This window comes from Saprospiraceae bacterium (assembly GCA_016714025.1).
GTDB lineage: Bacteria > Bacteroidota > Bacteroidia > Chitinophagales > Saprospiraceae > Vicinibacter.
Genome location: JADJOB010000002.1, coordinates 1,560,206 through 1,584,020, shown reverse-complemented (window position 1 = coordinate 1,584,020; position 23,815 = coordinate 1,560,206). Strand labels below are relative to the sequence as shown.

Below are 23,815 nucleotides of genomic sequence, written 5' to 3'. Positions count from 1 at the left end.
TTTGTGTGAGTTTCATTTTAATTAATTAACGAGTGAATATTTTTTTCCAGGTTCAAGTTGTACTAATCCTTTAAACTCCAGGTTCAGCAATACACTTGCCAATTGGCTGGGGCTAAATTCCGTATTTTGATAAAAATAATCGATAGAAACTGCACTATTATTCTGTAAAATTTCTATTAATTGTTTTTCGGAGGCATCCAATTCAACAAACAAGGATTGCTGAATGCCTTTTGGTGATTTAGCAGCCACATCCCAACGCATGTTAAGAATCAAATCTTCAGCGGATTCAATCAGTTGGGCCTGATGATTTTTAATTAAAAAATTACATCCACTGCTGTAGACATCCGAAGTTTTACCGGGGAATGCAAATACATCTTTATTGTATTGATTGGCATACGATGCTGTAATCATGCTTCCTCCCTCCCGCAAGGTTTCAATTACTAAAACAGCATCACTCATACCGGCAACGATTCGGTTTCTTTTTGGAAAATTTTCCCGATCCGGTTTGGTGTTCATTCCAAACTCTGTCAAAACACCGCCATGCCTTTGCATCTGTTTGGCTAATTGGGTATTCACTTCCGGATACATTCGATCCAATCCATGACCAAGGATGCCAATGGTTTCTATATGCTCTTCTACACATTTTTTATGTGCCAGGCTATCGACCCCATAAGCCAATCCGCTTACAACCAATATGTTTAAATCGCGGATGCCTTCAATCAATTGTTGAATCAACTTTTTTCCATACTCCGTAACCTTCCGGGTTCCAACGACCGCTATTATTTTTTCCTGATTTAAATCCGAGGTTCCCTTATAATATAAGATCAAGGGACTATCCTGATAATTTTTCAAACGCGCAGGATACAGCCCATCCTGATAATAAATTACCTGAATCTGTTCTTGCTCAGTAAAACGCAACTCCTCTTCTGCTTTAGAAAAAATAGTAGGATCCTGAATTGCCTGAGCAATGCCCTCTCCTATTTGCGGGATCCGCAAAAGATGTTGTTTCTTTTCTTTTAAAACAGCTTGCGGGCTGCCGCAATAACTGATCAGATTTTTTGCGGTTACCGCTCCAACTTTATCAATTTTTGTCAGTGCTACTGCATAGAGCAATTCGTCATTGTGCATATTTAGGGTCTAGTGATGCAGCCTGGTTAAAAAAGGCTTTAGCATTGTTCTCAAATTCCTGGATTTTGGCACTGCTTGCTTTCCCAAATCGTGCCATTTCCTTATAACAAAGCCCAATATAATAACAGATTTCCGGATCATGATCATTGATTTTATATGCCATGCCTAAAAAGTGTAATGCGAATTGGTAATTGCGTTTTTCTTTATACAACAAGTCGTATCCTACATGTTTTAAGTAAGGCAACATAATTCCATTATTTTCAGGGTCTTTGGTCAAAAACTCCATATACTTTGTCACAAAATCCAAATCAGGTTTGGCTTTAATGACCGGTTCGAGTTTTTTAAGAAAGCTATGGATATCATTGTCTTTTTTAAGATATTCTGCCAAAATTCCAGCCTTCATATTTAAGCCTTGTCCGTATTCAGGAAAAATTGCCAATGAACGGTCAATATAAATTTCAGCAGTTTTTAAATACTCCATTTTCTTTGCCTCGTTATCTTCCGTTTGCGATTTTTGATAATAAGATACTCCTGTAAATAAATTGATCCGGGCACTGTTTTTTGAAACATTTACCGCAGATAAATTTAAAGTAAATCCATCTTTCCAATCTGGTACACGCGTTAACGTTCTGTAGCTATAGGCAATAAGTAACAACAGGGTAAACAGCAATGTGGGCCATTTATATTTTTGAAGTTCGACCAGTTGACTGATTGCGAATGCAGAAACCAAGCTGAATGCAAGCGATGGCATATACAAAAAGCGTTCATTCATAAATGTTCCTACAGGAAAGACAAAATTGGATACAATTGAAAACGTGATAAAATAATAGCAAATCGAATAACTGATGGTTTTGTTTTTAGAACGAAAATGATAGGCCAGCCAACACAAAATGCCACAAACCAAAACAGATACGATCGGAATAAAATGTGTAAATCCTACTTTAGGCACATGGTAAGGATAATAATCGTGCGTTAAGGGATGAGGAAAAATCAGCAATTTAAAATACCACAATATCGTATAAAAGATAGTTGCAATCTTTTCATCCAAACGCATCCCTACAAACGGGTTATTCATTAAATCGGTTATTACAACTCCATTACTTAAAAAATAACCAATTACTTTCCAACGAACGAGAATAAAAAAAACAAAACAGAGATATAAAGGCCAGGCACTTAATAAACTCAACTTTAAAGATGATGATCTAAAAAAATAAATTGTCAAAGGAATAATTAATACAAACGTAACTGCATTTTCTTTTGAAAACAAAGCCAAACAAAACCACACCATCGATGCACCGGCATGCACTTTGGATTTGGTATCATAATAGCGAATCCAGGAAATCAATGCGGCAATTGCAAATAACAAACAAAGGATTTCATCCCTGCCTTTGATATTAGCGATTGCTTCAGAATGTATGGGATGTGCAACAAACAACAAAGCTCCGATAAAGGGCAAAGCAAGATACCAAGGCGAATCCGGTTTTGAAATGTTGAACAATTGAAACAAACGAAATATCAGACAGGCCGTGAATGCATACAACAGGATATTAATCAGGTGGCTTGCTGCTGGATAATTTCCCAAAAATTCGTGTTCGATTGCAAAACTCACAATAGATAATGGACGGTATCTTGATCCGGCAACCAAGTCTTTTTGTGTACCAAAGTATCCTGTGAAGCTCTCTTTGCTCAGAATGTCTTTAATTCCCTTAAAACCCTTTTGGACAAAGCTATTTTCAGATAATACGATCACGTCATCCAATACATATCCAAACCCGATAGATTCTCTATATAAGGCAAATGACAATCCGAATAAGATCAGGTAGACAAAATAATTACGCAAGTTTTTAGAAGACAAACTGCTGAATGTGAATGATTTTGACATATTATTTTTTTAATCCGTGCTGCAAGATATTGAAAAGCAAAAAAAATTTTAATATTAAATAAATAATTAATATGTTTGTGGTTCAAAGGTTTTTCTCAAATATTGAAAGCTTATACCCCCCGTTTTTTAAGTCTCCTAGTTAGCTTTCTATTTTCGGTTAGCTTAATTGCCCAGGTTAATATTCAGGTTGGATACGGTTTGTCTTTTATGGATTTAGCCGAAAATACCCAAATTTTACAAAAATACAATGCTTCAAATGCCTGGTTAAGCTCCGGTTTTAGTCCGATTAAGGTATTAAATGGCTTGCAAATTGGACTTCGATATACAGGGAGGATTGGCTCATGTGGATTTAATTGGACCTACGGTCAAGTCAATACCAAGGCTGAAGGCCTCAATCCTGCTGACAATCTGGAATACAATCGAACGGTATACTATAAATTAGAGTCCTATAATTTTTTATTGGAAACAGGAGGTCAGTGGATCCAGATCGGGACTTCAATTAATCTCAATTCTTTGAGCATTAAGGATAAGTTCACCCCAAACACAAACAAAACTCAAGTTTCCCGACAAACTGCCTGGGGTTCCCAATTTCATATAAATATCGGATTATCAAATGGTTCTGTATGTAGAATTGCATTGCAACCCTATTATTTTTTACCCTGGGAGCGATTTGATTTAAGCCCCTTGGAGCAAGCACTGAATGGATCAAACGCCATTCAATCCGGCAATTTTAAGCATTTTGGGATCCGTTTGCTCTTATTAAATGGTCCGCAGAGGGCTTAAAATCTTTTTTTTCAAAAAAATTATAATTTATTTCAATTTATTTGTAATACCTTTGCATTATATATATTATTGCCTATCAATCTATTTTATCATACCCGTCTAAATTTTTCTTAATTTTTAAATATTTTTTTCAATGAATCTTTATGTAGGAAACCTTGACTATGGCGTCAAGGAAGCCCAACTTCAAGCCATGTTTTCAGAATTTGGCGAAGTTACTTCAGTTAAAATCATTACCGACAAGATGTCTGGCAAAAGCAAAGGATTTGCTTTTGTTGAGATGCCTAACGATGATGAAGGTCGAGAAGCGATTTCAAATCTCGATCAAAAAACCATTAAAGAGCGTCAGATCTCCGTATCTGAAGCTAGACCACCACAAGAAAAAGAAAGACGTCCATTCCGCCCAGGTGGTGGTAGTGGCGGCAACGGTGGTGGAAACAACCGTGATTTTCGCAGAAGATTTTAATTCTGGTCTTTAACGCAGAATATGTCGTTTCTTCAACAAGTTTGTTGTTGAAATTAAATGATATAAACAGAACAAAAAAAATACCTGCCCAACCGTGGCAGGTATTTTTTTAACCGTATTTTCCATTCTCCATTTCACATTTCAATGTCAGCATTTCAGCAATTAGGTATTGAGGCGCAGTTGCTTCAAGCCATTACAGATTTAGAGTATACAACTCCAACCGAAATCCAGGAAAAAGCGATCCCGGTTTTATTAGATCAAGAACATGATTTAATTGCATTAGCGCAAACCGGTACCGGCAAAACTGCCGCTTTTGGACTCCCTATTTTACAAAATATAAACCTGGATAAACCCTATACCCAGGCCTTGGTCATTGCACCAACCAGGGAGTTGTGTCTACAAATTACATCAGACCTCAACAAGTTTGCACGCCATTTAAGAGGTGTTCGCATTCTTGCTGTCTATGGTGGAAGCAGTATTTCTGCTCAAATCAAAGAATTACGTCAAACGGTTCATATCGTGGTTGCAACACCAGGTCGACTTATGGACTTAATGGATCGTCAAAGTGTTAAAATTAATCAGGTAAAAATTGTCATTCTTGATGAAGCCGACGAAATGCTTAATATGGGTTTTCGTGAAGACATGGAATCCATTTTAGCACACACTCCGGCTGAAAAGAAAACTGCCTTGTTTTCTGCAACCATGTCACCAGAAATTCGAGAAATAGCAGGTCGGTTTTTACATCACCCAAAAGAATTGGTTGCTGGAAAGAAAAACCTGATGCAGCCAAATATTACACATCAATACGCAGTTGTACAAGCAAAAGATAAAGTCATTGCACTCAAACGAATTGTAGATTTTCATCCTGACTTTTACGGTATCGTATTTTGCAATACAAAAATTGAAACGCAACAAATCAGTGACATCCTGTTGAAAGATGGATATGCTGCTGATTGTCTTCATGGCGATCTTGAACAGCGCCAGCGGGATAAAGTCATGAGTAAATTCAGACATAAATCAGTAAAAGTTTTATTTGCAACTGATGTGGCTGCCCGAGGTATCGATGTTAAAAATTTAACACACATTATTCACTTTCATCTTCCGGATGATATTGAAAACTATACGCATCGAAGCGGTCGTACGGCTCGTGCTGGCCAGAAAGGCTTTTCAATTGTATTGTTGCATATTAAAGAAGCATATAAATTACACCGGATTGAACGGATGGCCAATTTAAAATTTGAGCGCTATACCATACCTCGCGCAGAAGAAGTATATCAGGCAAGAATTGTGAATTTTATCGAACAAATCACAAACGATGTTGATGAAACTAAATTAATTCCTTTTAAGAATGAATGGGTTTGGCCTTTAATGCAAATGGATAAAGAAAAATTGGTTGAAATCATTTTACATTCTGAAATGAAAAAATTCAATTCCAATTATCTTTCAATGCCAGATATTAATGTGGAAGAAAAATTAAGTTCAGGTGGTGGTGGCAGTTACCATGACCGTTCAGGTGATAACCGGGGTCGGGGTGGAAGCAGTGGTTCCAGAAGACGAAGTGAATCTTCATCCCCTTCTAAAAAATCAAATAATGTGCGATTGCATATTAATCTCGGTCGCAAAGACAATTTAAAATACGATGAAATTCGTGAGGAGATATTTAAATTAACGAAAATCAGTGGACGCGCAATCAGGGATATTGATATGAAAAATACCTATTCCTATTTTATGACCGATCCTGAATCTTCCTCAAAATTATTGCATTGTAAAAATTTAAAGTACAAAGGCCGGGAAATTCAAATTAAAAAACCCGATTAACGTTTAAAACCTGTTAATCAAGCTAAATTTCAAAAAACAATTTTAATTTAACGCTGTTAAACGTATTATTGAATAACAATGGACATCTTAATTAAAATTAGTCAGCTTATACTTAGCTTAACCATTCTGGTAGTTATCCATGAATGCGGTCACTTCTTTCCAGCCAGATGGTTTAAAACACGGGTGGAGAAATTTTACCTTTTCTTTAACCCCTGGTTTTCTCTCTTTAAGAAAAAAATTGGTGAAACAGAATACGGAATCGGTTGGCTGCCTTTAGGTGGTTATGTTAAAATAGCAGGGATGGTCGATGAAAGTTTTGACCTCGAACAATTACAGTCTGAACCTAAAGAATGGGAGTTCCGTTCAAAACCAGCCTGGCAACGTCTGATTATAATGATTGGAGGTGTCACAGTTAATTTTATATTTGGTTTTTTAGTATTTGCAATTTTAATTTGGAAAGATGGCATTCAATACGTGCCAACTAAAGAAATGAAATATGGCATTGCTGTGGATAGTTTGGCCTATACCATGGGATTCAGAGACGGTGATCAAATAACAAAAATTGGATCCGTTACAATCGATCGGTTTGATCGAGGCACCCTTCTGAAAACGCTTGTTTTTGAAGAATCCCACCAAGTTGAAATCATTCGGGATGGACAATCTCAAAATATTTCAGTTGATCCAAAATACATCAGCTTATTGACTAAGCCTGATTTTAAAAGTCTGGATTTATGGTCAATTCGTTTACCGGCCCAGATTGCAAGCGTCGCTGACGGCAGCCCGGCTAAACAACAAGGAATTTTACCAGGTGATGAAATTATTTCAATTAATAATGAATCTACTCTGTACATCCAGGATGTTACTAAACGGATAAAAGGAAAAATAAACACGCCATTTGATATTCAATTAAAACGTGGAATGGATACAGTGGCTATTAACATTGTTACCAATGACAAAGGAATGTTAGGTGTACAGTGGGAGCCCATGGATAAATTTATTAAAGTAGAAACTGAACATTATAGTTTCCTTGCTTCGCTTCCTGCAGGAGTTACAAGAGGGGTTGATATATTGACTACCCAGTTGAAAGCATTCAAACAAATGTTTGCAGGAACTATAAAAGCAAAAGACTCTTTAGGAGGATTTGCATCCATTACAAAAATGTTTCCGGCAACCTGGGACTGGAATGCATTTTGGGCTATGACAGCTGTATTGTCAATTATTTTAGCATTTATGAATTTGTTGCCAATTCCAGCATTGGATGGCGGCTATGTTGTATTCCTATTAATCGAAGTGGTTACTGGCAAAAAAGTACCTGATAAAATTGTAGAAAAAGCAACGATGATTGGCTTCTTCCTATTAATGGCTTTGATGTTGTATGCCAACGGATTGGATGTAGTCAGAGGGTTTAGTAAATAAATTGATCAGCTATCTGTTTTGCTAATCCACTGAATTTCAAATCTGTGGTTTTAATTGTTTACCTATATGCAAAATTACTTTGAACACTTTGGCATACCAATAGCTTTTGAAATTGATCTCAATCTACTGCGTAAAAAGTACTATGAAAAAAGTCGCGAGTTTCATCCAGATATTAATTCAAATAAACCCGACCAAGATTTTCACACAGCGTATAATAACCAAGCATATAAAATCCTTTTAAATCCACTCAGCAGGTTAAAATATATCATTGAATTGACCGAGGGTCCGATTCAGGAAAATACGCAGGCATTGCCACAAGAATTTCTCATGCAAATGATGGAATTACACGAAGCTATCTTCGAAGCAAAAGAATCGCAGGATACTGGACAACTTAATCGCTTAATGGATGAACTAAGTTTAGCCGAATCCAATGCTCAAAAAACAATTCATCCAATATTTATTGACTTTGACCGAGGGAATCGAAATTCAGAAATATTAAATCAAATGAAATTCTATTATTTTAAATTAAAGTACTTTATTCGTTTACGCGAACATCTATCAAATTCTGAAAACGAAATTTGACCAGTCAATTTGTCAATTTTATACGATTCCAAATTACCAGGGATAATACAAGCCAATAGTGCCTAAAGTTTAACACATCCATAGAGAGTCCCTCTGCGCACATGATCAATAAAAGCATTCCTAATAAAAAAGAAATAGGATCTATTCGGGATTGGTACAGACTAAAACTGCATACATAAAAAACAACAAGTCCTATCAAAACCAAAAATCCAAACAAACCAGTCTCTGCCAGAGCACCCAATATCGTAGAATGCGGATCGTAATTTGATAGTTGAGCCGGAAAATTTCCTTGCATTTTTAACTTGGTTATTTCATGATTGAAGTTTCCAGGGCCAATACCCCACCATGGATTTGTTGTGAAAATTTGCCAGCTTGTTTTTTTTAATTGATAATATGAACTTGCAGCAATGGCAAAATTATTGGATTGATACAATATTTCTCCTGAAGTAAAAGGTCCATTGAGAAGGTTTGAATTGTTTAATTGACTTTTTGTAATGAATAAAAAATGAGTAGTGACTAGGTGCGCAGCTAAAATCACAATTATATAGAAGACCATGAATTTAAAATTGGCTTGCATTTTAAACAATAAGAAAAGGATCCAAACCAAAAGAATAAACAAAAAGGATTTTGCAAAGCACAATACGGCTACTAAGCTCATCAGCAATGCCAGGTATCCAAATACTGCTCTTTTTGACAAAAATATAAATTCATAAAGTGCAGAGGCAATGCCAATGGCTACCATTGAGATGTAAAATGAAGCTGTCGGGCTGAAGGCTCTAATCCGATGGGTATCTCCGAAATAAGGATATCCCTTGAAAATTTCTGTAGTTATATTTTCGATTCCGCAAACACTTAGAATCCAACCTATGAGTCCGATAACAGAAACAAGTACAGCCAAATGAATAAAAGCCCGGACCATTCTGATTTGCGGATTTGAAGCATTGCAAATCTCAAAGCAAGCAATGAATACAACATGCATTGATACCAGATACAGTTTTCCAACACTATCCAATATGCCTGCTACAGAATAATTTATCAAACAAGCAATGAAGTTAATACTGAGAAAAGCTATTAACAGCATGCCATAAACCCTAATAAATTTAAATGAAATTAATTTGGCAAAACCCAATTGAAATTTTTTCCAGGAATGTGCAAGTTGAAACAGAATAACTAAAAACCACAAATCTGAAACTTGCAATTTTTCTTCAAATACTGGAAGATGCAAGATATTTTGGAATCCACAAAGTAAAACGTAAATGTATAAACTGAATTCAAGAAAAGAAATTCGATATTCAGTGGGTTGCATAGTTTAACTCCTAACTATTGCAATAGAAAAAGTATTTAATTGGAATACGCTATTAGACAGCAAAACTTTCACCACATCCACAGGTACGTGATGCATTTGGATTTTCGAAATAAAAGCCTTTTCCCTGAAGCCCTCCTGAAAATTCCAATGTAGAGTTAAATAAATACAAGAATGATTTCAGATCGGTCACAATTTTTTCACCATTGTCTTCAAAAACCTGGTCATTTGGTTGGGCGACATTATCAAAATCCATATTATAGCTTAATCCGCTACAACCACCACTTGTGACCGAAACACGTATGAAATGATCTAAACCAATTCCCGCTTCTTTGCGTAATTGTTCAATTTTTTCTTTAGCAGATGCTCCAAGATAAATCATACAACAGGCACGGAATTTTTTTCTTTGTAATCTTTAATAGCACTTTTGATTGCATCTTCAGCCAATACCGAACAATGGATTTTAACCGGAGGTAAAGCAAGTTCTTCTACAATGGCCATATTGTCTATTTCCATGGCTTCATTTAAAGATTTTCCTTTAAGCCATTCCGTTGCCAACGAAGAGGAAGCAATTGCAGAACCACAACCAAAGGTTTTAAATTTTGCATCTTCAATAAGTCCTGATTCAGGATTTACTTTAATTTGCAAACGCATGACATCACCACATTCTGGTGCGCCAACCAATCCTGTTCCAACATTTAGATCTGCTTTATCTAAAGTTCCAACATTTTTTGGATTTTTAAAATGATCAAGCACTTTTTCTGAGTAAGCCATAATATTAGTTGTTAGGTGATAGTTGTTAGGTGATAGTTGATAGTTGATAGTTGATAGTTGTTAGTTGTTAGTTGTTAGGTGTAAATATTCTTAATTATTAATTCATAATTCTTAATTAATCAATGCGCGCTCCATTCAATTTTTGTTAAATCAATTCCTTCTTTATACATTTCCCAAATAGGAGATAGATCGCGCATGTGATTTACTCCTTTTTTAATTGCTTCAATGGCAAAGTCAATATCTGCTTCAGTGGTAAAACGACCTAAGGAAAACCGAAGTGAAGAATGTGCTAAATCGTCTCCCAATCCTAAAGCCACCAAAACATAACTAGGCTCTAAAGAAGCAGAAGTACAGGCTGAGCCTGAAGACAATGCAATATCCTGATTAAAGGTCATCATTAATCCTTCTCCTTCAACGTGTTTAAAAGACATATTGGTGACATGCGGCATGCGATGAAGTACATTTCCATTGATATAGACTTCCTCCATTTCAGATTTTAACCGACTTTCCAATTTATCCCGTAATTTAGACAGGCGTTCCGCATCTTGTTGCATTTCTAGTTTGGCAATAGCTGCTGCCTTACCAAATCCAACAATGCCAGGTACATTTAAAGTTCCGCTTCTCATCCCTCTTTCATGACCTCCACCATCCATTTGGGCGGTAACTTTTACACGAGGATCTTTTCGACTCACATACAAAGCGCCAACTCCTTTTGGACCATACATTTTATGGGCAGTGAAAGCCATTAGATGAACTCCATTTTCCCGAGGGTTTACAGGAATCTTACCAACGGCCTGGGTGGCATCTGACATAAATAACACCCCTTTTCGGGCACAGATTTCACCGATTTCGCGCATAGGTTGTATGACACCGGTTTCATTGTTTGCCCACATAATAGAAACCAAAATTGTGTCGGGACGAATCAATGATTCCAGTTTCTGTAAATTAATTAAACCGTCAGAGGCTACCTCTAAATAACTGATTTCAGCACCTCTTTTTTCAAGGGCTTTGCAGGTATCTAAGACCGCTTTATGTTCTGTTTTACAAGTTATAATATGTTTGCCTTTGCGGGCGTACATTTCAAAGACTCCTTTGATTGCCAGATTATCAGCCTCAGTGGCTCCGGAAGTAAATATGATTTCTTTCTCATCAGCACCAATTAAATCAGCAATTTGTTGACGGGCGATGTCAACAGCTGCTTCAGCCTCCCATCCAAAGGGATGACTCCTGCTGGCTGCATTTCCTGGATGTTCATAGAAATAGGGCAACATCGCATCTACAACCCTTGGGTCACAAGGAGTGGTTGCATTATTGTCCAGATAAACTTTGTGTAAAGACATTAAGCTTTTGATTTATAGCATTTTATTGAGATACAAAGATAACACAGTGAATGCGGATTGGTTTAATGTTCCTTACATCCAAAAGATTCCGTTTAATAAAAATCCAGGCCTTCATTTTTCAGCAATTATTTTAAAAAATCAAATCTGAAAAAGTTTGGACCATGCGAAATGGACTTACTTGCTAAAAATTGCTTTTCGCAATCCCTGTAATTATCCATTTTAAATAAAAAACGAGACCTCAATTCAATAAATAGCTTTGGATAAATCAGGCAAAATATTTAATTTTGTTGCTGAATTATAGTATTTTATACATTAAATTTAATTATATTGTATACTCCGGAAACTCTTTCAACCTGGATGGCTTCGATTCGATCTGGTGACCGAAATGCCCTTTCAAGAGCCATAACACTTATTGAAAGTCAGCTTCCGGAAGATCGAATCATTGCAACTCAATTGATTCATCAAATGGGTTCATTAAATTCGAATTCATTTCGAATTGGAATTACTGGTCCTCCCGGTGCCGGAAAATCAAGCTTAATTGAAACACTTGGGCTGCATTTAATTCGACAAAATTATAAAGTTGCGGTTTTAAGCATTGACCCGAGTTCAGCCCTTACTAAAGGGAGTATCCTGGGTGACAAGACTCGAATGCAAAACCTTGCAATTGAGCCCAATGCATTCATCCGTCCCAGTCCGACAGGAAATCAATTTGGAGGTGTAGCCCGTCATACACGCGAAAGTATATGGCTTTGCGAAGCAGCCGGATTTGATTACATCCTTGTAGAAACCGCCGGAATTGGCCAATCAGAATACCTGGTTTCCACTATGACGGATCTGACCATATTAATTAGTTTACCAGGTTCCGGAGATGATTTGCAAGGAATTAAAAAGGGAATTTTAGAATGGGCCGATATCATTGTAATAAACAAGGCAGACGATGATAAAGACAATCGTCTGATTGCCAGTTATAAAGATTTATTGGTGGCATCCCAATTTACACAAAGCAGATATCCCGGATGGGATCGAAAAATATTGAAAATCAGTGCGCTGTATAATAAAGGAATAGACAGCCTGGTACAGGAAATAGAAAAGTTTAAACTCTATATTAAAGAAAATCAGGCTATTAAGACTATCAGGCAGCAGCAAATGGTTGATTATTTCAATCAAAATCTCAAAGAGAAATTCTGGGAAACCCTTGAACAAAATCCGGAACTAAGTGCATTTCTAATTCAAACTAAAAAAAGCATCCTTCATCGAGAAATTAGTCCGGAAGAGGCAACAGATATCAGCTTAGCGTTTATTTTTGCGCTCTTTAATAAGAAGTAGTAGAAATGAAAAAAGGTATTTGGGTTTTCATATGGCTTTGCTTTTCCTTTAAAATTGATTATGCCAGCTATCCAGATATTAACACCATTCCTTCCGTTTTTAAATTAGTCGCTCCTGTACGTCATCAGCTTTCAATAACCGGTAGTTTTGGTGAACTACGAAACAATCACTTTCATGGAGGCATCGATATTAGATCTACCCATGGTCCACAAGGTGATGATATCCTGGCTGCTGCAGATGGGTATGTTTCCAAAATAATGATTGAACCTGACAACCTTGGTAAAAGCCTGTACATCTCGCATCCCAATGGATTAATGACAGTTTATGCTCATTTAAATGATTTCAGAAAAGACTTGAGTGACTTTGTAAAGTCTAAACAATATGAGCTCAAATCCTATCAGCAAGATCTCCATTTTGATCCGGATGATTTTCCAGTAAAAGCAGGTGATTTAGTTGCTTATATGGGAAATACAGGAGCCAGCCGAGGAAAACATTTACACTTTGAGGTACGAAATGCAACGGGTGATGAGGTTTGGGACCCTTTACATTTTGGATTACCGCTTGAAGACAATATTGCTCCGGTAATTAGACGCGTAAAAATTTATGGTTATGATGATGCCGGTCAGGAAACATCGTCAAAAGTTTTAACTAAAGCCCAATTAACTAATGCGAAAAAAGCAATAGAAGTTGCAGGTGATGTGTTTTCAGTTAGCATGGATGCGTTTGACCGATCTAATAAATCCTGGAATACCACAGGAATCAAATCCATTCAGTTATATATTGACGGCGGACTTTTTTATCATTTTAGCGCAGACAAGTGGAAGCGTGATGATACCAAATATATCAATGCGCATATAGATTTTAATGCTAAAGCAAAGGCCAGAGGACAATTTCATCGCTGTTTTTTATTGTCTGGAAATAAAATGAATACCTATCTCACCGTTCAAAATGATGGCTTCTTTTATATGGCTGATAGTTTACAACATGAGGTTAGATTGGTAACAGGAGATGCACAGGGAAATGAAAGTGAAATTGAATTTAAAATTGTAAAACGTCCATTTAAAACACCCATAAAAAAAATGGTACTGGCTGATTGGCTTTATCATGATCAGTCTAAATTGTTTCAAAATGATTTTGCCAGAATTTCATATCCAGCCGGATCTGTTTACGAAGATTTAAATTGCAAATTATGTACGAATGCAAATCCATCGCGTTTATCTTTTACTGAATGGACCGGATTGCGTCCGGCAAATGCTCCCGTTCATCTTCCAGCTGAAATTCGTTTAAAAGCTACAAAAGAGATTCCTTTTCATTTGCGAAACAAATGTTTTATTGCAATTCAAAAAGGTAAATCTGTTCAATCAATAGGTGGAAGCTGGGAAGGCGATCTTCTGGTTAGTCGTGCACGATCCTTAGGACCCTTTTCGATCATGGTGGATACTACTCCCCCTAAATTAAGTTTATTGGTCAGTAAAAAGCGAAAAGGAGTTTTAAAAAATCAATTGGCATTTCGAATGTTTGACAACATTCCAACCAGTCGCGAAGTCCCAGCAATTCGCTACGATTTAAAAATTGATGGCCAATGGGTATTGATGGAATATGACAAAAAATCAAATTCCATCCGTCACAATTTTGAAAACTGGTTGGGAAAAGGCAAGCACGCTTACGAAATTAGTGTCAGTGATTACCTTGGGAATGCAAAAACCTACACAGGTACTTTTGTTCGAAGTTAATTTATACCTTTGGTTGAATGAATCAATCAGATTACAAACCTCATTTTAAATTGCAAATTGGGGATGATGCTCCTGATTTTAAATCCAAAATACAGAATGGGAGTACCATCCAATTAAAGCATATTAAATCAGATTGGATTGTATTATTTTTCTACCCTCAGGACAATACACCTACCTGTACCAAAGAAGCTTGTAACCTACGAGATAACTTTGAAGAAATAAAATCAGCAGGTGCTGCATTATTTGGAATAAGCCCCGACTCTGAAACCAAACATCAAAAATTTATTTCAAAGTTTGATTTACCCTACGATCTTATTGTTGACGCAGATCATCGGATTGCAAGTGCCTATGATGTTTGGGGAACTAAAAAATTTATGGGAATTGTTTACGATGGGATCCATCGCACAACGTATATTTTAAACAAACAGCATAAAATTCATAAGATTATATATCCTGTTGATTCCGCTATTCACCATCAACAAATTCTAGAATCTATAAATTCCTAACATGAAAAATCTAATTCTTTCAAGTATTTTAATGCTTAGTTTAAGCATCAATTTTCAATGCAAAAACAAATCAGCTGAAACCAATTCAACAGAAAAACCTGTAATGGAAAAAGTTGACAACACAGGGCCGGAATACACCTCAAAATACATTTGTCCAATGCATTGCAAAGGCAGTGGAAGTGATACAACCGGAATTTGTCCTGCTTGTGGTATGGATTATGAATTGAATGAGGCTTACCAAGCAAAGTAAATTGTATAGGGAAGCTTTAAAAGTTCCTTATACTTCGTTACACATTTTTTTTTATATTCTCATTTACAGAAGTAAAATCCAAATTAAAAAAAAATGCAAGCCTCGTCTAAGAAACTTTTAAAGCTCCCCTACTGTATTACTGAATATCTATTTTAAAAGTTCCTTATACTTCGTTACGCATTTTTTTTAAATTCTCATTTACAGAAGTAAAATCCAAATTAAAAAAAAATGCAAGCCTCGTCTAAGAAACTTTTAAAGCTCCCCTACTGTATTACCGAGAATATATTCTAAAAGTTCCTCTACTGTATTATTGAGTGATCATTCTGAAAATTCCTATTAATTAGTTCTACATTTTTTTAACTCTTAATTTACGAACGTAAATCAAAATAAAATAAATGCAAACGCAATCATAAGGTTTATTGCGTGTCTTTATTGCTGATTTACCTAATCAGAGTCACATCACCCGTTTTCCATTTACCCAATTTGTCTTCACCGGCATATTGAATAGCAAATGTATAAACGCCGGGATTCATTTTGTCTTTATTAAAGGTGCCATCCCAACCAAAAGGGTCTCCGGGTAAGCCGTTGGTACGTTCGTAAACCATATTTCCCCAGCGATCGAATATTCTAAATATCAAAATGGATGTTTTCTCAGGAAACTTGAAGACCGGATGGAAGAAATCATTGATATTATCGCCATTTGGAGAGAATGCAGTAGGAACAAATATATCTGCTTCGTCAATTAAGACTGTAATTGTGATTTCATCTTTAATAACACAGCCGTTTGAATCCTGTGCAGTGAGCATATAAGTAATCGTTTGATCCGGAATGGATTGCGGATTTAAACAATTATTACAACTTAAATAAAGATCCGGATCCCAAAGAATGCTGGTTGGATTAAAATTTAGCTGTGTTGTAATATTTACAACATTTCCTAATTTAATTACCGTATCGTTTGGTAGTTGCAAAAATAGATTTTGTGAGTTAGCTATATTAAAATTATAAATCGTATCACAAGCCGTTTGATCAACAATTCGAATGCTGTGATTTCCCTGAGCTAAATTTGGAATTGTTTGGCCCGGGGTGTAATTGATCAATCCACCATTATCAATTGAAATTTGGTAATTGCCTGTTCCACCATTTATACTGTTTAATGTAAGTGAACCTGAATTGGCAACATTGCATTTTAAAGCATTTTCTGTGAAGTTGATTCCAATCGAAGGGATAATTGAAACTGCAACATTCACTAAACTGTCACAACCTGCAACTGAAGCTCCGGGCAAACGCACTTGACCTGTTGGGTTGCTGGCAGTAAAGACTTGATTGCCTACCTGAACTTGTCCTTTACGACAAATAGCAGGTGTAAAATTACCCATTGCTTCATTCACAAAATTGACATTGACCATAACAAAGCTGTCACACATTCTGGAGGAGGCATTATCGATTTTTAAATTGCCTCTCGGCCGTGCCAATGAAAATACCTGTCCATACAAGGTAATGGTTTGATTTTCACAAAGCGTGGTATCAAAACTTCCAATTGCATCAGGCAAAATAGATATCGCCACCTGAATCATACTATCACATCCATTTGCTGCCTGATTTGCCAACAAAATAGTTCCTGTAGTTTTTCCACTAAAAAATTGCTCCCCGTGTAAATTCAGTGTATCACCCCGACAAATGGTATTGGTATAGCTCCCTTGTGAATTAGGTATTAAATTAATGCTGACATCTAAAATACTATCACAACCAAAACTGGAACCATTAGGAATTATGATTTGACCATTGGTTTTTGTTTCAGAAAAATATTCATTAATAACTAATATGCTATCTCCTCTGCAAATCGTTGCTGAAAATCTTCCGGTGTTGTCTGGATAATTTAGATTTACATGAATCAAACTGTCACAACCTGTGCTGGAGCCGTTTTTTATAGTTACATCTCCAACTGGATTTGCCAGATTAAATAAAGTTCCTGCAACCAAGGTATCCCGACCCGGGCACATATTTAATTTTATAAAAGACTCTGTAAAATTATTGATGGTTAAATTTACTGTCACCACACTATCACAACCCCCTAAAGCAGCACCACTAATTACCGCAACACCTGAAGGATTGTTTTTATCAAATAGGGTTCCTCCGATTGTTACAGAGGCATTATCGCAAATTGTTTGTGTAAAAGTTCCAGCTCCTACTTCAGTTGCTACAATCGTAACAACGCTGTCACAACCTGAAGCCGTTTTGGTAACAATGGAATCTGCTAAATGAAATTTATGAATTTCAACAAGTCCAAAGCGAAGGGTATCTCCAACGCATAAATTAGGTCTTAAATTGATTCTGTAATTGGGTGTAAAACCAACACTGACTATAACGACAGAATCACAAACACTTACACCATCCCCACGAATAAAAGTGGAATCTTTTGGGTTTGCCTCTGAATAAACTTTTCCCCTGTAAGTAACCGTTTGACCTGAACACAAGCTAGGTGTAAAGTTTATTTTTACTTGACCCGGACATTGATAACAGTTTGAAAATTCAGAATAAATACTTGGTTGTGTAGCTGGATTGCTTTCAAATTGATATGCTGAAATACTGGTTCTATTTGGATATGCTGCATTTAAAATCCAGTTTCCTGTTGCATCGCAACGCGTTCTTCCAAGTTCTACTCCTCCTTGACATACTGCATTAGGGCATAATATTCTGTTATTGGAATAAACGATTACACTGTCATTTGGAAAACCTGCGCCTGTAATCTGATTGCGATTGACCGTCAGGATGATAGGAACCGGATGTGCTGGAAACTTTGATGGATCCATAACGACTACTTTATCATTAATACAAGTCATCCGATTATCAATGTAGCGTATTTTTTTAGAAAGAGGTTCGTTTAAGTTGTAAATTACGGTATCGTAATTATTAATATTATTTCGTTCAACATACAACTCTTGATTGTCTTGAGAATAAACAAAATATTTACCATCGCGAGCTGTATTATCTGAAACAAGCACTGGGAGTCCGTTTCCACCTGCTGTGATCAAATCGATCGAGTTATTATAAAATCTGTTTTTCGATATAAATTGAATCCCTCCTGAATTAGCCAATGAGATTGCAGCATTTGTTATTCCAAAAAAGAAATTATCTATCACATCCAATTTGGAATTGTTACTCGACACGATCGCAAAACTTGGAAGTAATAAATTATTAGCTTTATTGGTATCAACCGCTCCAAAAATATTTTTTGAAATAAAAACATCTCCACCTTTTACGTCAATCATTTTTACTTTATTGACAAAAATATTTGAATCAATGGTGACTAAAGCGCCAGCTTGTGTGGCTTCAATAGCAAGAAAACCTTCCATTTTAAAAATATTTGAAACTGCAAAGTCAATTCCAAATTTATTATTAGATATAACCAGATCCGGTGCATTGCTGACAGTAATAAGTTGTTTACTAAGGCCAGGCACGAATGAATTGTCTTCATAAATTGCGCAGTTGCGAATTTGGCAGTCAGCTGCCGGGTTAGCAGCATTCCCAAATTGCATAATCGTTTCTCCAGGATTTTCAAATAAAAATTTACGAATTTCAAATCCACTGATAGAAAATCTCGAAGCGAGGATTTGCCAAAACGGAAGTCCAAAAAACTGCCTGTAATTAAATTCTAAGACCAAAGCCCCCGGACCACCCGGTTGTGTTTCACCAACAATCGTTAAATCGGGCTGTGTAATATTTGGAAAAGGGCCTGTCGGATTAATAAGATGTGGACCTGCTAAAGGAATATTGAATGTAATGGTGGAAGGAGTTCCATCAGCTTCAGCAGCCTTTATTGCCTCACGCAAACTGCAATGCACCCCATCACACATTCCATCATCCACATCATTTGATGAGTTGACGACATAATTTTGAGCCTGACTTTCAAATATCCAGGAACTTAATAAAATCAATAAAATAAATCTACGATGCATGTTGTAACTAGTTTATCTAGTAATGAGTTTTGTACAATAATAATCCAGGGATTGAAATTTGAAGCTTTGAAAAATGGTAAAGCCTGCTTCTTCAAAATTATCCAAGATGGCGTTCGGCGTGGTAACTGCTACGAACCATCGGACCGCTTTCTACAAAAGCAAAACCTTTTAAAAGTCCTATCTCTTTATATTCCGCAAATTCATCCGGGTGTACATAACGATCCACTTCCAGATGCATTTTAGTGGGTTGGAGATATTGCCCCAAAGTTAATACATCACAACCATTATCCAGCAAATCATCCATAGCTTTTAACACTTCCGGTTTGTGCTCTCCCAGACCAAGCATGATCCCTGTTTTAGTCCGTTTTCCGTATTCCTTTGTGCGTTTAATTTGCTCAAGGCTCCTGCTGTATTTAGCTTGGGGTCTGACCAATCTATAAAGTCGTTCTACCGTTTCCATATTGTGAGATACGACCTCCTGGCCAGCACTAATCATTCGAATCAGTGCATCCCAATTGGATTTAACATCCGGAATGAGGCTTTCTATCGTCGTTTCCGGACATCGTTGTTTTACCAAATGAATCGTCTGGTACCAAATTTCAGCCCCCCGGTCCGGAAGTTCATCTCTATTAACTGAAGTAATGACTGCATGCTTAACTTTCATGAGCTGGATTGCTTCAGCAACCCGCTGGGGTTCATCTTCATCATATTCTGGTGGACGACCGGTTTTAACTGCACAAAAACTACAAGAACGCGTGCAGACATTACCCAATATCATAAAAGTCGCAGTGCCGGCACCCCAACATTCACCCATATTAGGACAATTACCACTTTGGCAAATGGTGTGTAATTTATAGTGATCTACTAGTTCACGAACCCGCCGGTAATCCTCTCCAATTGGCAATTTAACCCTAAGCCATTCAGGACGTCTGGCTCTTGACGAAGAATCCTGAACGATATCCAACTCAATCATTTATATTATATAATTTTACAATATGTAAATTATTTAAAATTAATTCTTCCGTTTACCTAACTGCAAATTTAGGTAAAGGTTTATATAGCTGAGCGGATTGCTATGATTGGCAAGAATTGCAGGTCTTTTGGTGTAAAGGTCTAATTGGATCCCAGCTTCTAAACAGCGAACCATTTTTTCAAAAGCTCCCGGATCCAGGCGTATGGCTGCTCTGGCAAACATACCTGGAACCAGACTAATTTCTCCAATTCCCTTAAAAAAACTTGAAGCACCTAAAATATGGTTAGGATCAAGAAAATCTGCCGGATTGTCAGAATATTTAATGTCTTTTATTGCAAAACGACCGTCTTGTTCGTCTGAAATTTTTAAATAATTTGGTTTTAATAAGCCCAGGGTTACACCCCCTTCTAGTCTTAAACCCAATGCGATTCCCTTATTTCGGGCTTTCTCGCTGAGTGTTTTAATCATACCACGACCAATCCGTAGATTGATCAGCTGGTTTTGCTTTCCAAATTTATAGGCATTAAAACTCTTAAATCCACTGTTATTTGGCTTCGTGGAGCGGGTTTCTTTCGGATGATATAAAAAACCCAAATCGCCATGAATGTATGTACTTGTGTGGTAGTTTTTAATTTTTGCTTTGTTATAGCCCAGAAAAAAGCCATTTGTATGCAAAGCAATGTCCATAGACCATTCCGATTTATAAATAATTCCTTTCCTAACGGAAGCAGGAATATCGACCAATTGCCTGGATTGTGCGGATAATTCAATCCAAAGACCCAAGCAGAGAATGAACTGTATTATTTTCACATCCTAAAAGTACAATATTTTTAAATTGGAGTAACAAAAATAGCCCTTTGAATCAAATTCTTCTATTTAATGAAACGATCCATCCACGCTTACAGTATGTAATATCTGTAATCCAAACTTACACATCAGCCAGCAGCTTCAGAATTTCAAATTCAATTGAAGAATTTACCGGATATCCGGGACCCTCCATCAATTACAGCAGAACGCCCATCAAAGCCAATGAATATTTTATCAATGAAAGTGGTAATTTATATCATAAAATTGAGCAGTTTGTCGATCCTACATACAGGAAATCGGAGCAGAATTTCCAACTTTTTCCAGACCAGGCAAATGATCGGTTTGATTTATTTGCTGCCGTCTTTTATTTATTAGCCCGAGTGGAAGAGTACCAATTGTATGAAGTAGATAAACACCATCGGTTTAATGTTACATCAAGTATTTTGGCAAAACACGGTGTGCTTCAACAAGCAGTAGTTGATGAATGGATTTTTCATTTTCTAAAAGCCCTGGAAATTACATTTAATATAAGCTTGCCAATTAGAAAATATAAACCATTATGGTCTATAGGCATTGACATTGACCAATTTTATAAACATAAACATAAATCCACTGGTTTAAAATTTGCAGGAACCCTACGAGATTTTGCCTATGGAAAATACGATGCCTATCTTGAACGAATTCAAATTTATTGCGGACTGATAAAGGATCCATATGACAGTACGATCCATTTCCTTCATACTCCAATTGCTAAAGAACAATTGACATTTTTTATTTTAAGCGGTGGAAACAGTAGCTATGATAAAAATCATTCCCTGAAATTGAAACCAGTCCTTCAAACATTAGATTTTCTAAAAACGATCGGAACAATAGGTTTGCATCCATCTTATAATACCATGGATGCATCATTAAAAATAAAAGCTGAAAAACTTAGCTTAGAAACCGCTTGCGGCATCCCAGTCAATTCTTCCCGACAGCATTTTCTTCGGTTACAAGTTGATAAAACCTATCCAGCATTAATCGAAAATAATATATTCACAGATTATAGTTTAGGTTTTGCAGATCAACCTGGGTTTAGAGCAGGAACTTGCAGACCTTATTATTGGTATGATTTAAAAAAGGAAGAGCAAAGTAATTTAAAATTAATACCGATAAGCTGTATGGATCGGACCTACCTGGATTACTTAAAATACAGTCCGGAACAAGCAAAAGAATCTATAATCCACTTATTTGAAGTGGTAAAAAAGTATGGAGGTCATTTTCATTTGATTTGGCATAACAGCAGTTTTGATTTTAAAGGAGAGTGGAAAGGCTGGGATCAGGTATTTGATGAATTAATTGCCTATTTTAATCAACATTCAGAAACAACATGAGCAATAAAAAGAAAATTGGACTTTCTCCAGGCAGCTTGGTATACACTGGCAATATACTGGATGTCAAACCTGTTGTTAAAGGAATTCAATACAACCCCAACGATTATACCGAACTTTCAGAAAAAGAATGCTTAAATCTAAATTTGAAACATGGATTTCAATATTGGTTAGATCTTAAAGGCATTCATGATGTAGATTTAGTAAGTAAGATCGGTGAGAAATTCAATATTCACCGTCTTATATTGGAAGATATATTGGATCCGGGGCATCGGATTAAAATTGAAGATTATGATGCTGCTCTATTTGGTATCATTTACAATGTAGAATATGATAAAGTAACAAAACAATTAAAAAAAGAACAGATTTCGGTATACCTTAATAAAAGCGTATTGATAAGTTTTCAAGAAGATCCGGATGATAGTTTTGCAATTTTACGAAATCGCATGCAAATGCCATTATCACGAATACGTACCAGAGGTTCGGATTATTTATTTTATGCAATTATTGATTACCTGGTTGACCGGTATTATCTAACCGTAGAAGCATTTCATGATGAAATTGAAGGTTTTGAAGAAAAGATTTTACAAGAACATTTCGTATTGAGCATTGAAGATTTACATGTTTTAAGAAACAACATCGTGGCTATGAAAAGGCTAGTTTTTCCGTTGAGGGAAGAAATCAATCAATTGAAAAATCTGGAAACCAATCTGGTAGACGGTTCTACTTTTTTATTTTTAAGAGATTTGCAAGACAATATTCAACATTTAATAGAAACCCTAGACAATCAGCGAGAATTGCTAAATGGTATTCGTGAATTATTAATGAGTCGTACGAACCTCCAAATGAATAAGGATATGAAATGGCTTGCAATGGTTTCGACGGTGTCGATTCCAATTTTATTTTTTACGGGTGTCTACGGAATGAATTTTGAGTTCATGCCAGAATTAAAATGGAAATACGGCTACTTAATTTGGTGGATCGGAATCAGTGTGGTCGTATTTACAATGATTGGTTTTCTTAAACGAAAGAAGATGATTTGATTAACAATACCCCAAATCTTCATCGGTTTCAAGAAAATCACCTTTTGGTAAACTTTCTAAAACTAAATCGGTGTCAGGATTTTCTTTTTTAGAATTCAAAAAACCCCTCCGTTCTTCTGTTTTTGCTTCCGTTTTGGAAGTTTTCTTTTTGAACAGGTTTTTCATTAATAATTGGATTTAAAGTTCATGGATTAATAATCGTACAAATATAAAATAATAATATATGTAATTTTTATAATTTATCAGGTGATTGATGCAATTTGAATCCTTTTAAAAAATTGAAGCAAATCACCATTCAACAACCACTTGTAGTTAGTAATTACCAAAAACACTAAAAGCTTATCAGCTAAAGCGCTTTAAAT

21 protein-coding genes are annotated in these 23,815 nt (G+C 36.2%); 11 read left to right on the top strand and 10 right to left on the bottom strand.

The window, feature by feature from the left end; translation table 11 throughout:
* Positions 1-21: 21 nt before the first annotated feature.
* Together dprA and IPJ80_09540 are read right to left on the bottom strand one after the other, a co-directional pair.
* Complete coding sequence (gene dprA / locus IPJ80_09545) at positions 22-1,128, bottom strand: DNA-protecting protein DprA (protein ID MBK7913728.1); 1,107 nt, start codon at positions 1,126-1,128, stop codon at positions 22-24.
* Complete coding sequence (locus tag IPJ80_09540; GenBank protein MBK7913727.1) at positions 1,118-3,010, bottom strand: hypothetical protein; 1,893 nt, start codon at positions 3,008-3,010, stop codon at positions 1,118-1,120. Before IPJ80_09540 ends, dprA begins: the two co-directional genes overlap by 11 nt.
* A gap of 207 nt (positions 3,011-3,217) precedes the next feature.
* On the opposite strand from IPJ80_09540, the gene IPJ80_09535 reads away from it, so the two are divergent.
* The 5 genes from IPJ80_09535 (at position 3,218) to IPJ80_09515 (ending at position 8,072) form a co-directional block, all read left to right on the top strand.
* The gene (locus tag IPJ80_09535) at positions 3,218-3,793 is read left to right on the top strand and encodes a hypothetical protein (protein MBK7913726.1); all 576 of its coding nucleotides are present in this window, start codon (positions 3,218-3,220) and stop codon (positions 3,791-3,793) included.
* Between the two features lie 133 nt (positions 3,794-3,926).
* Positions 3,927-4,256, top strand: a complete 330-nt coding sequence (locus tag IPJ80_09530) for an RNA-binding protein (GenBank protein ID MBK7913725.1) — start codon at positions 3,927-3,929, stop codon at positions 4,254-4,256.
* 144 nt (positions 4,257-4,400) lie between these two features.
* Positions 4,401-6,074: a DEAD/DEAH box helicase gene (locus tag IPJ80_09525; GenBank protein ID MBK7913724.1), complete on the top strand. Its 1,674-nt coding sequence runs from the start codon at positions 4,401-4,403 to the stop codon at positions 6,072-6,074.
* Between the two features lie 78 nt (positions 6,075-6,152).
* On the top strand, positions 6,153-7,490 hold the full coding sequence (gene rseP / locus IPJ80_09520; protein ID MBK7913723.1) for an RIP metalloprotease RseP: 1,338 nt from the start codon (positions 6,153-6,155) through the stop codon (positions 7,488-7,490).
* 66 nt (positions 7,491-7,556) lie between these two features.
* The gene (locus IPJ80_09515; GenBank protein ID MBK7913722.1) at positions 7,557-8,072 is read left to right on the top strand and encodes a hypothetical protein; all 516 of its coding nucleotides are present in this window, start codon (positions 7,557-7,559) and stop codon (positions 8,070-8,072) included.
* A gap of 4 nt (positions 8,073-8,076) precedes the next feature.
* On the opposite strand, the gene IPJ80_09510 is transcribed toward IPJ80_09515, so the two are convergent.
* The 4 genes from IPJ80_09510 to IPJ80_09495 all read right to left on the bottom strand — a co-directional run bounded on the left by IPJ80_09510 (position 8,077) and on the right by IPJ80_09495 (position 11,489).
* Positions 8,077-9,378 (bottom strand): O-antigen ligase family protein, encoded by a 1,302-nt coding sequence (locus IPJ80_09510; GenBank protein ID MBK7913721.1) that lies wholly within the window; start codon positions 9,376-9,378, stop codon positions 8,077-8,079.
* Between the two features lie 52 nt (positions 9,379-9,430).
* On the bottom strand, positions 9,431-9,757 hold the full coding sequence (locus tag IPJ80_09505) for an iron-sulfur cluster assembly accessory protein (protein MBK7913720.1): 327 nt from the start codon (positions 9,755-9,757) through the stop codon (positions 9,431-9,433).
* Positions 9,754-10,149, bottom strand: a complete 396-nt coding sequence (gene iscU, locus IPJ80_09500) for a Fe-S cluster assembly scaffold IscU (protein MBK7913719.1) — start codon at positions 10,147-10,149, stop codon at positions 9,754-9,756. Before iscU ends, IPJ80_09505 begins: the two co-directional genes overlap by 4 nt.
* 119 nt (positions 10,150-10,268) lie before the next feature.
* The gene (locus IPJ80_09495) at positions 10,269-11,489 is read right to left on the bottom strand and encodes an IscS subfamily cysteine desulfurase (protein ID MBK7913718.1); all 1,221 of its coding nucleotides are present in this window, start codon (positions 11,487-11,489) and stop codon (positions 10,269-10,271) included.
* 327 nt (positions 11,490-11,816) lie between these two features.
* Here IPJ80_09495 and meaB point away from each other — a divergent pair, with 327 nt between their 5' ends.
* The 4 genes from meaB to IPJ80_09475 are packed head-to-tail and all read left to right on the top strand — an operon-like array spanning position 11,817 to position 15,304.
* The gene (gene meaB / locus IPJ80_09490) at positions 11,817-12,815 is read left to right on the top strand and encodes a methylmalonyl Co-A mutase-associated GTPase MeaB (GenBank protein MBK7913717.1); all 999 of its coding nucleotides are present in this window, start codon (positions 11,817-11,819) and stop codon (positions 12,813-12,815) included.
* Positions 12,816-12,820: 5 nt separating this feature from the next.
* On the top strand, positions 12,821-14,548 hold the full coding sequence (locus IPJ80_09485; protein MBK7913716.1) for a M23 family metallopeptidase: 1,728 nt from the start codon (positions 12,821-12,823) through the stop codon (positions 14,546-14,548).
* Between the two features lie 17 nt (positions 14,549-14,565).
* A complete protein-coding gene (gene bcp, locus IPJ80_09480) occupies positions 14,566-15,054 on the top strand; it encodes a thioredoxin-dependent thiol peroxidase (protein MBK7913715.1) in 489 nt (162 codons plus the stop codon).
* A gap of 1 nt (position 15,055) precedes the next feature.
* Positions 15,056-15,304 carry a hypothetical protein gene (locus IPJ80_09475; protein ID MBK7913714.1) on the top strand — a complete coding sequence of 83 codons (249 nt, stop codon included), beginning with the start codon at positions 15,056-15,058 and terminating at the stop codon, positions 15,302-15,304.
* Between the two features lie 440 nt (positions 15,305-15,744).
* Here the strand turns inward: IPJ80_09475 and IPJ80_09470 are convergent, their stop codons facing one another.
* From IPJ80_09470 to IPJ80_09460, 3 genes are all read right to left on the bottom strand, one after another.
* Positions 15,745-19,260, bottom strand: a complete 3,516-nt coding sequence (locus IPJ80_09470; GenBank protein MBK7913713.1) for a gliding motility-associated C-terminal domain-containing protein — start codon at positions 19,258-19,260, stop codon at positions 15,745-15,747.
* 97 nt (positions 19,261-19,357) lie between these two features.
* The gene (gene lipA / locus IPJ80_09465) at positions 19,358-20,233 is read right to left on the bottom strand and encodes a lipoyl synthase (protein MBK7913712.1); all 876 of its coding nucleotides are present in this window, start codon (positions 20,231-20,233) and stop codon (positions 19,358-19,360) included.
* Positions 20,234-20,272: 39 nt separating this feature from the next.
* A complete protein-coding gene (locus IPJ80_09460) occupies positions 20,273-21,043 on the bottom strand; it encodes a hypothetical protein (GenBank protein MBK7913711.1) in 771 nt (256 codons plus the stop codon).
* Positions 21,044-21,090: 47 nt separating this feature from the next.
* Here IPJ80_09460 and IPJ80_09455 point away from each other — a divergent pair, with 47 nt between their 5' ends.
* Both IPJ80_09455 and corA read left to right on the top strand, forming a co-directional pair.
* Positions 21,091-22,413: a polysaccharide deacetylase family protein gene (locus tag IPJ80_09455; GenBank protein MBK7913710.1), complete on the top strand. Its 1,323-nt coding sequence runs from the start codon at positions 21,091-21,093 to the stop codon at positions 22,411-22,413.
* Positions 22,410-23,453, top strand: coding sequence for a magnesium/cobalt transporter CorA (gene corA / locus IPJ80_09450; protein MBK7913709.1), 1,044 nt, complete (start codon positions 22,410-22,412; stop codon positions 23,451-23,453). The genes IPJ80_09455 and corA overlap by 4 nt, the downstream gene beginning before the upstream one ends.
* Here corA and IPJ80_09445 read toward each other — a convergent pair whose 3' ends face one another.
* Positions 23,454-23,618, bottom strand: a complete 165-nt coding sequence (locus tag IPJ80_09445; protein MBK7913708.1) for a hypothetical protein — start codon at positions 23,616-23,618, stop codon at positions 23,454-23,456.
* Positions 23,619-23,815: the final 197 nt, after the last annotated feature.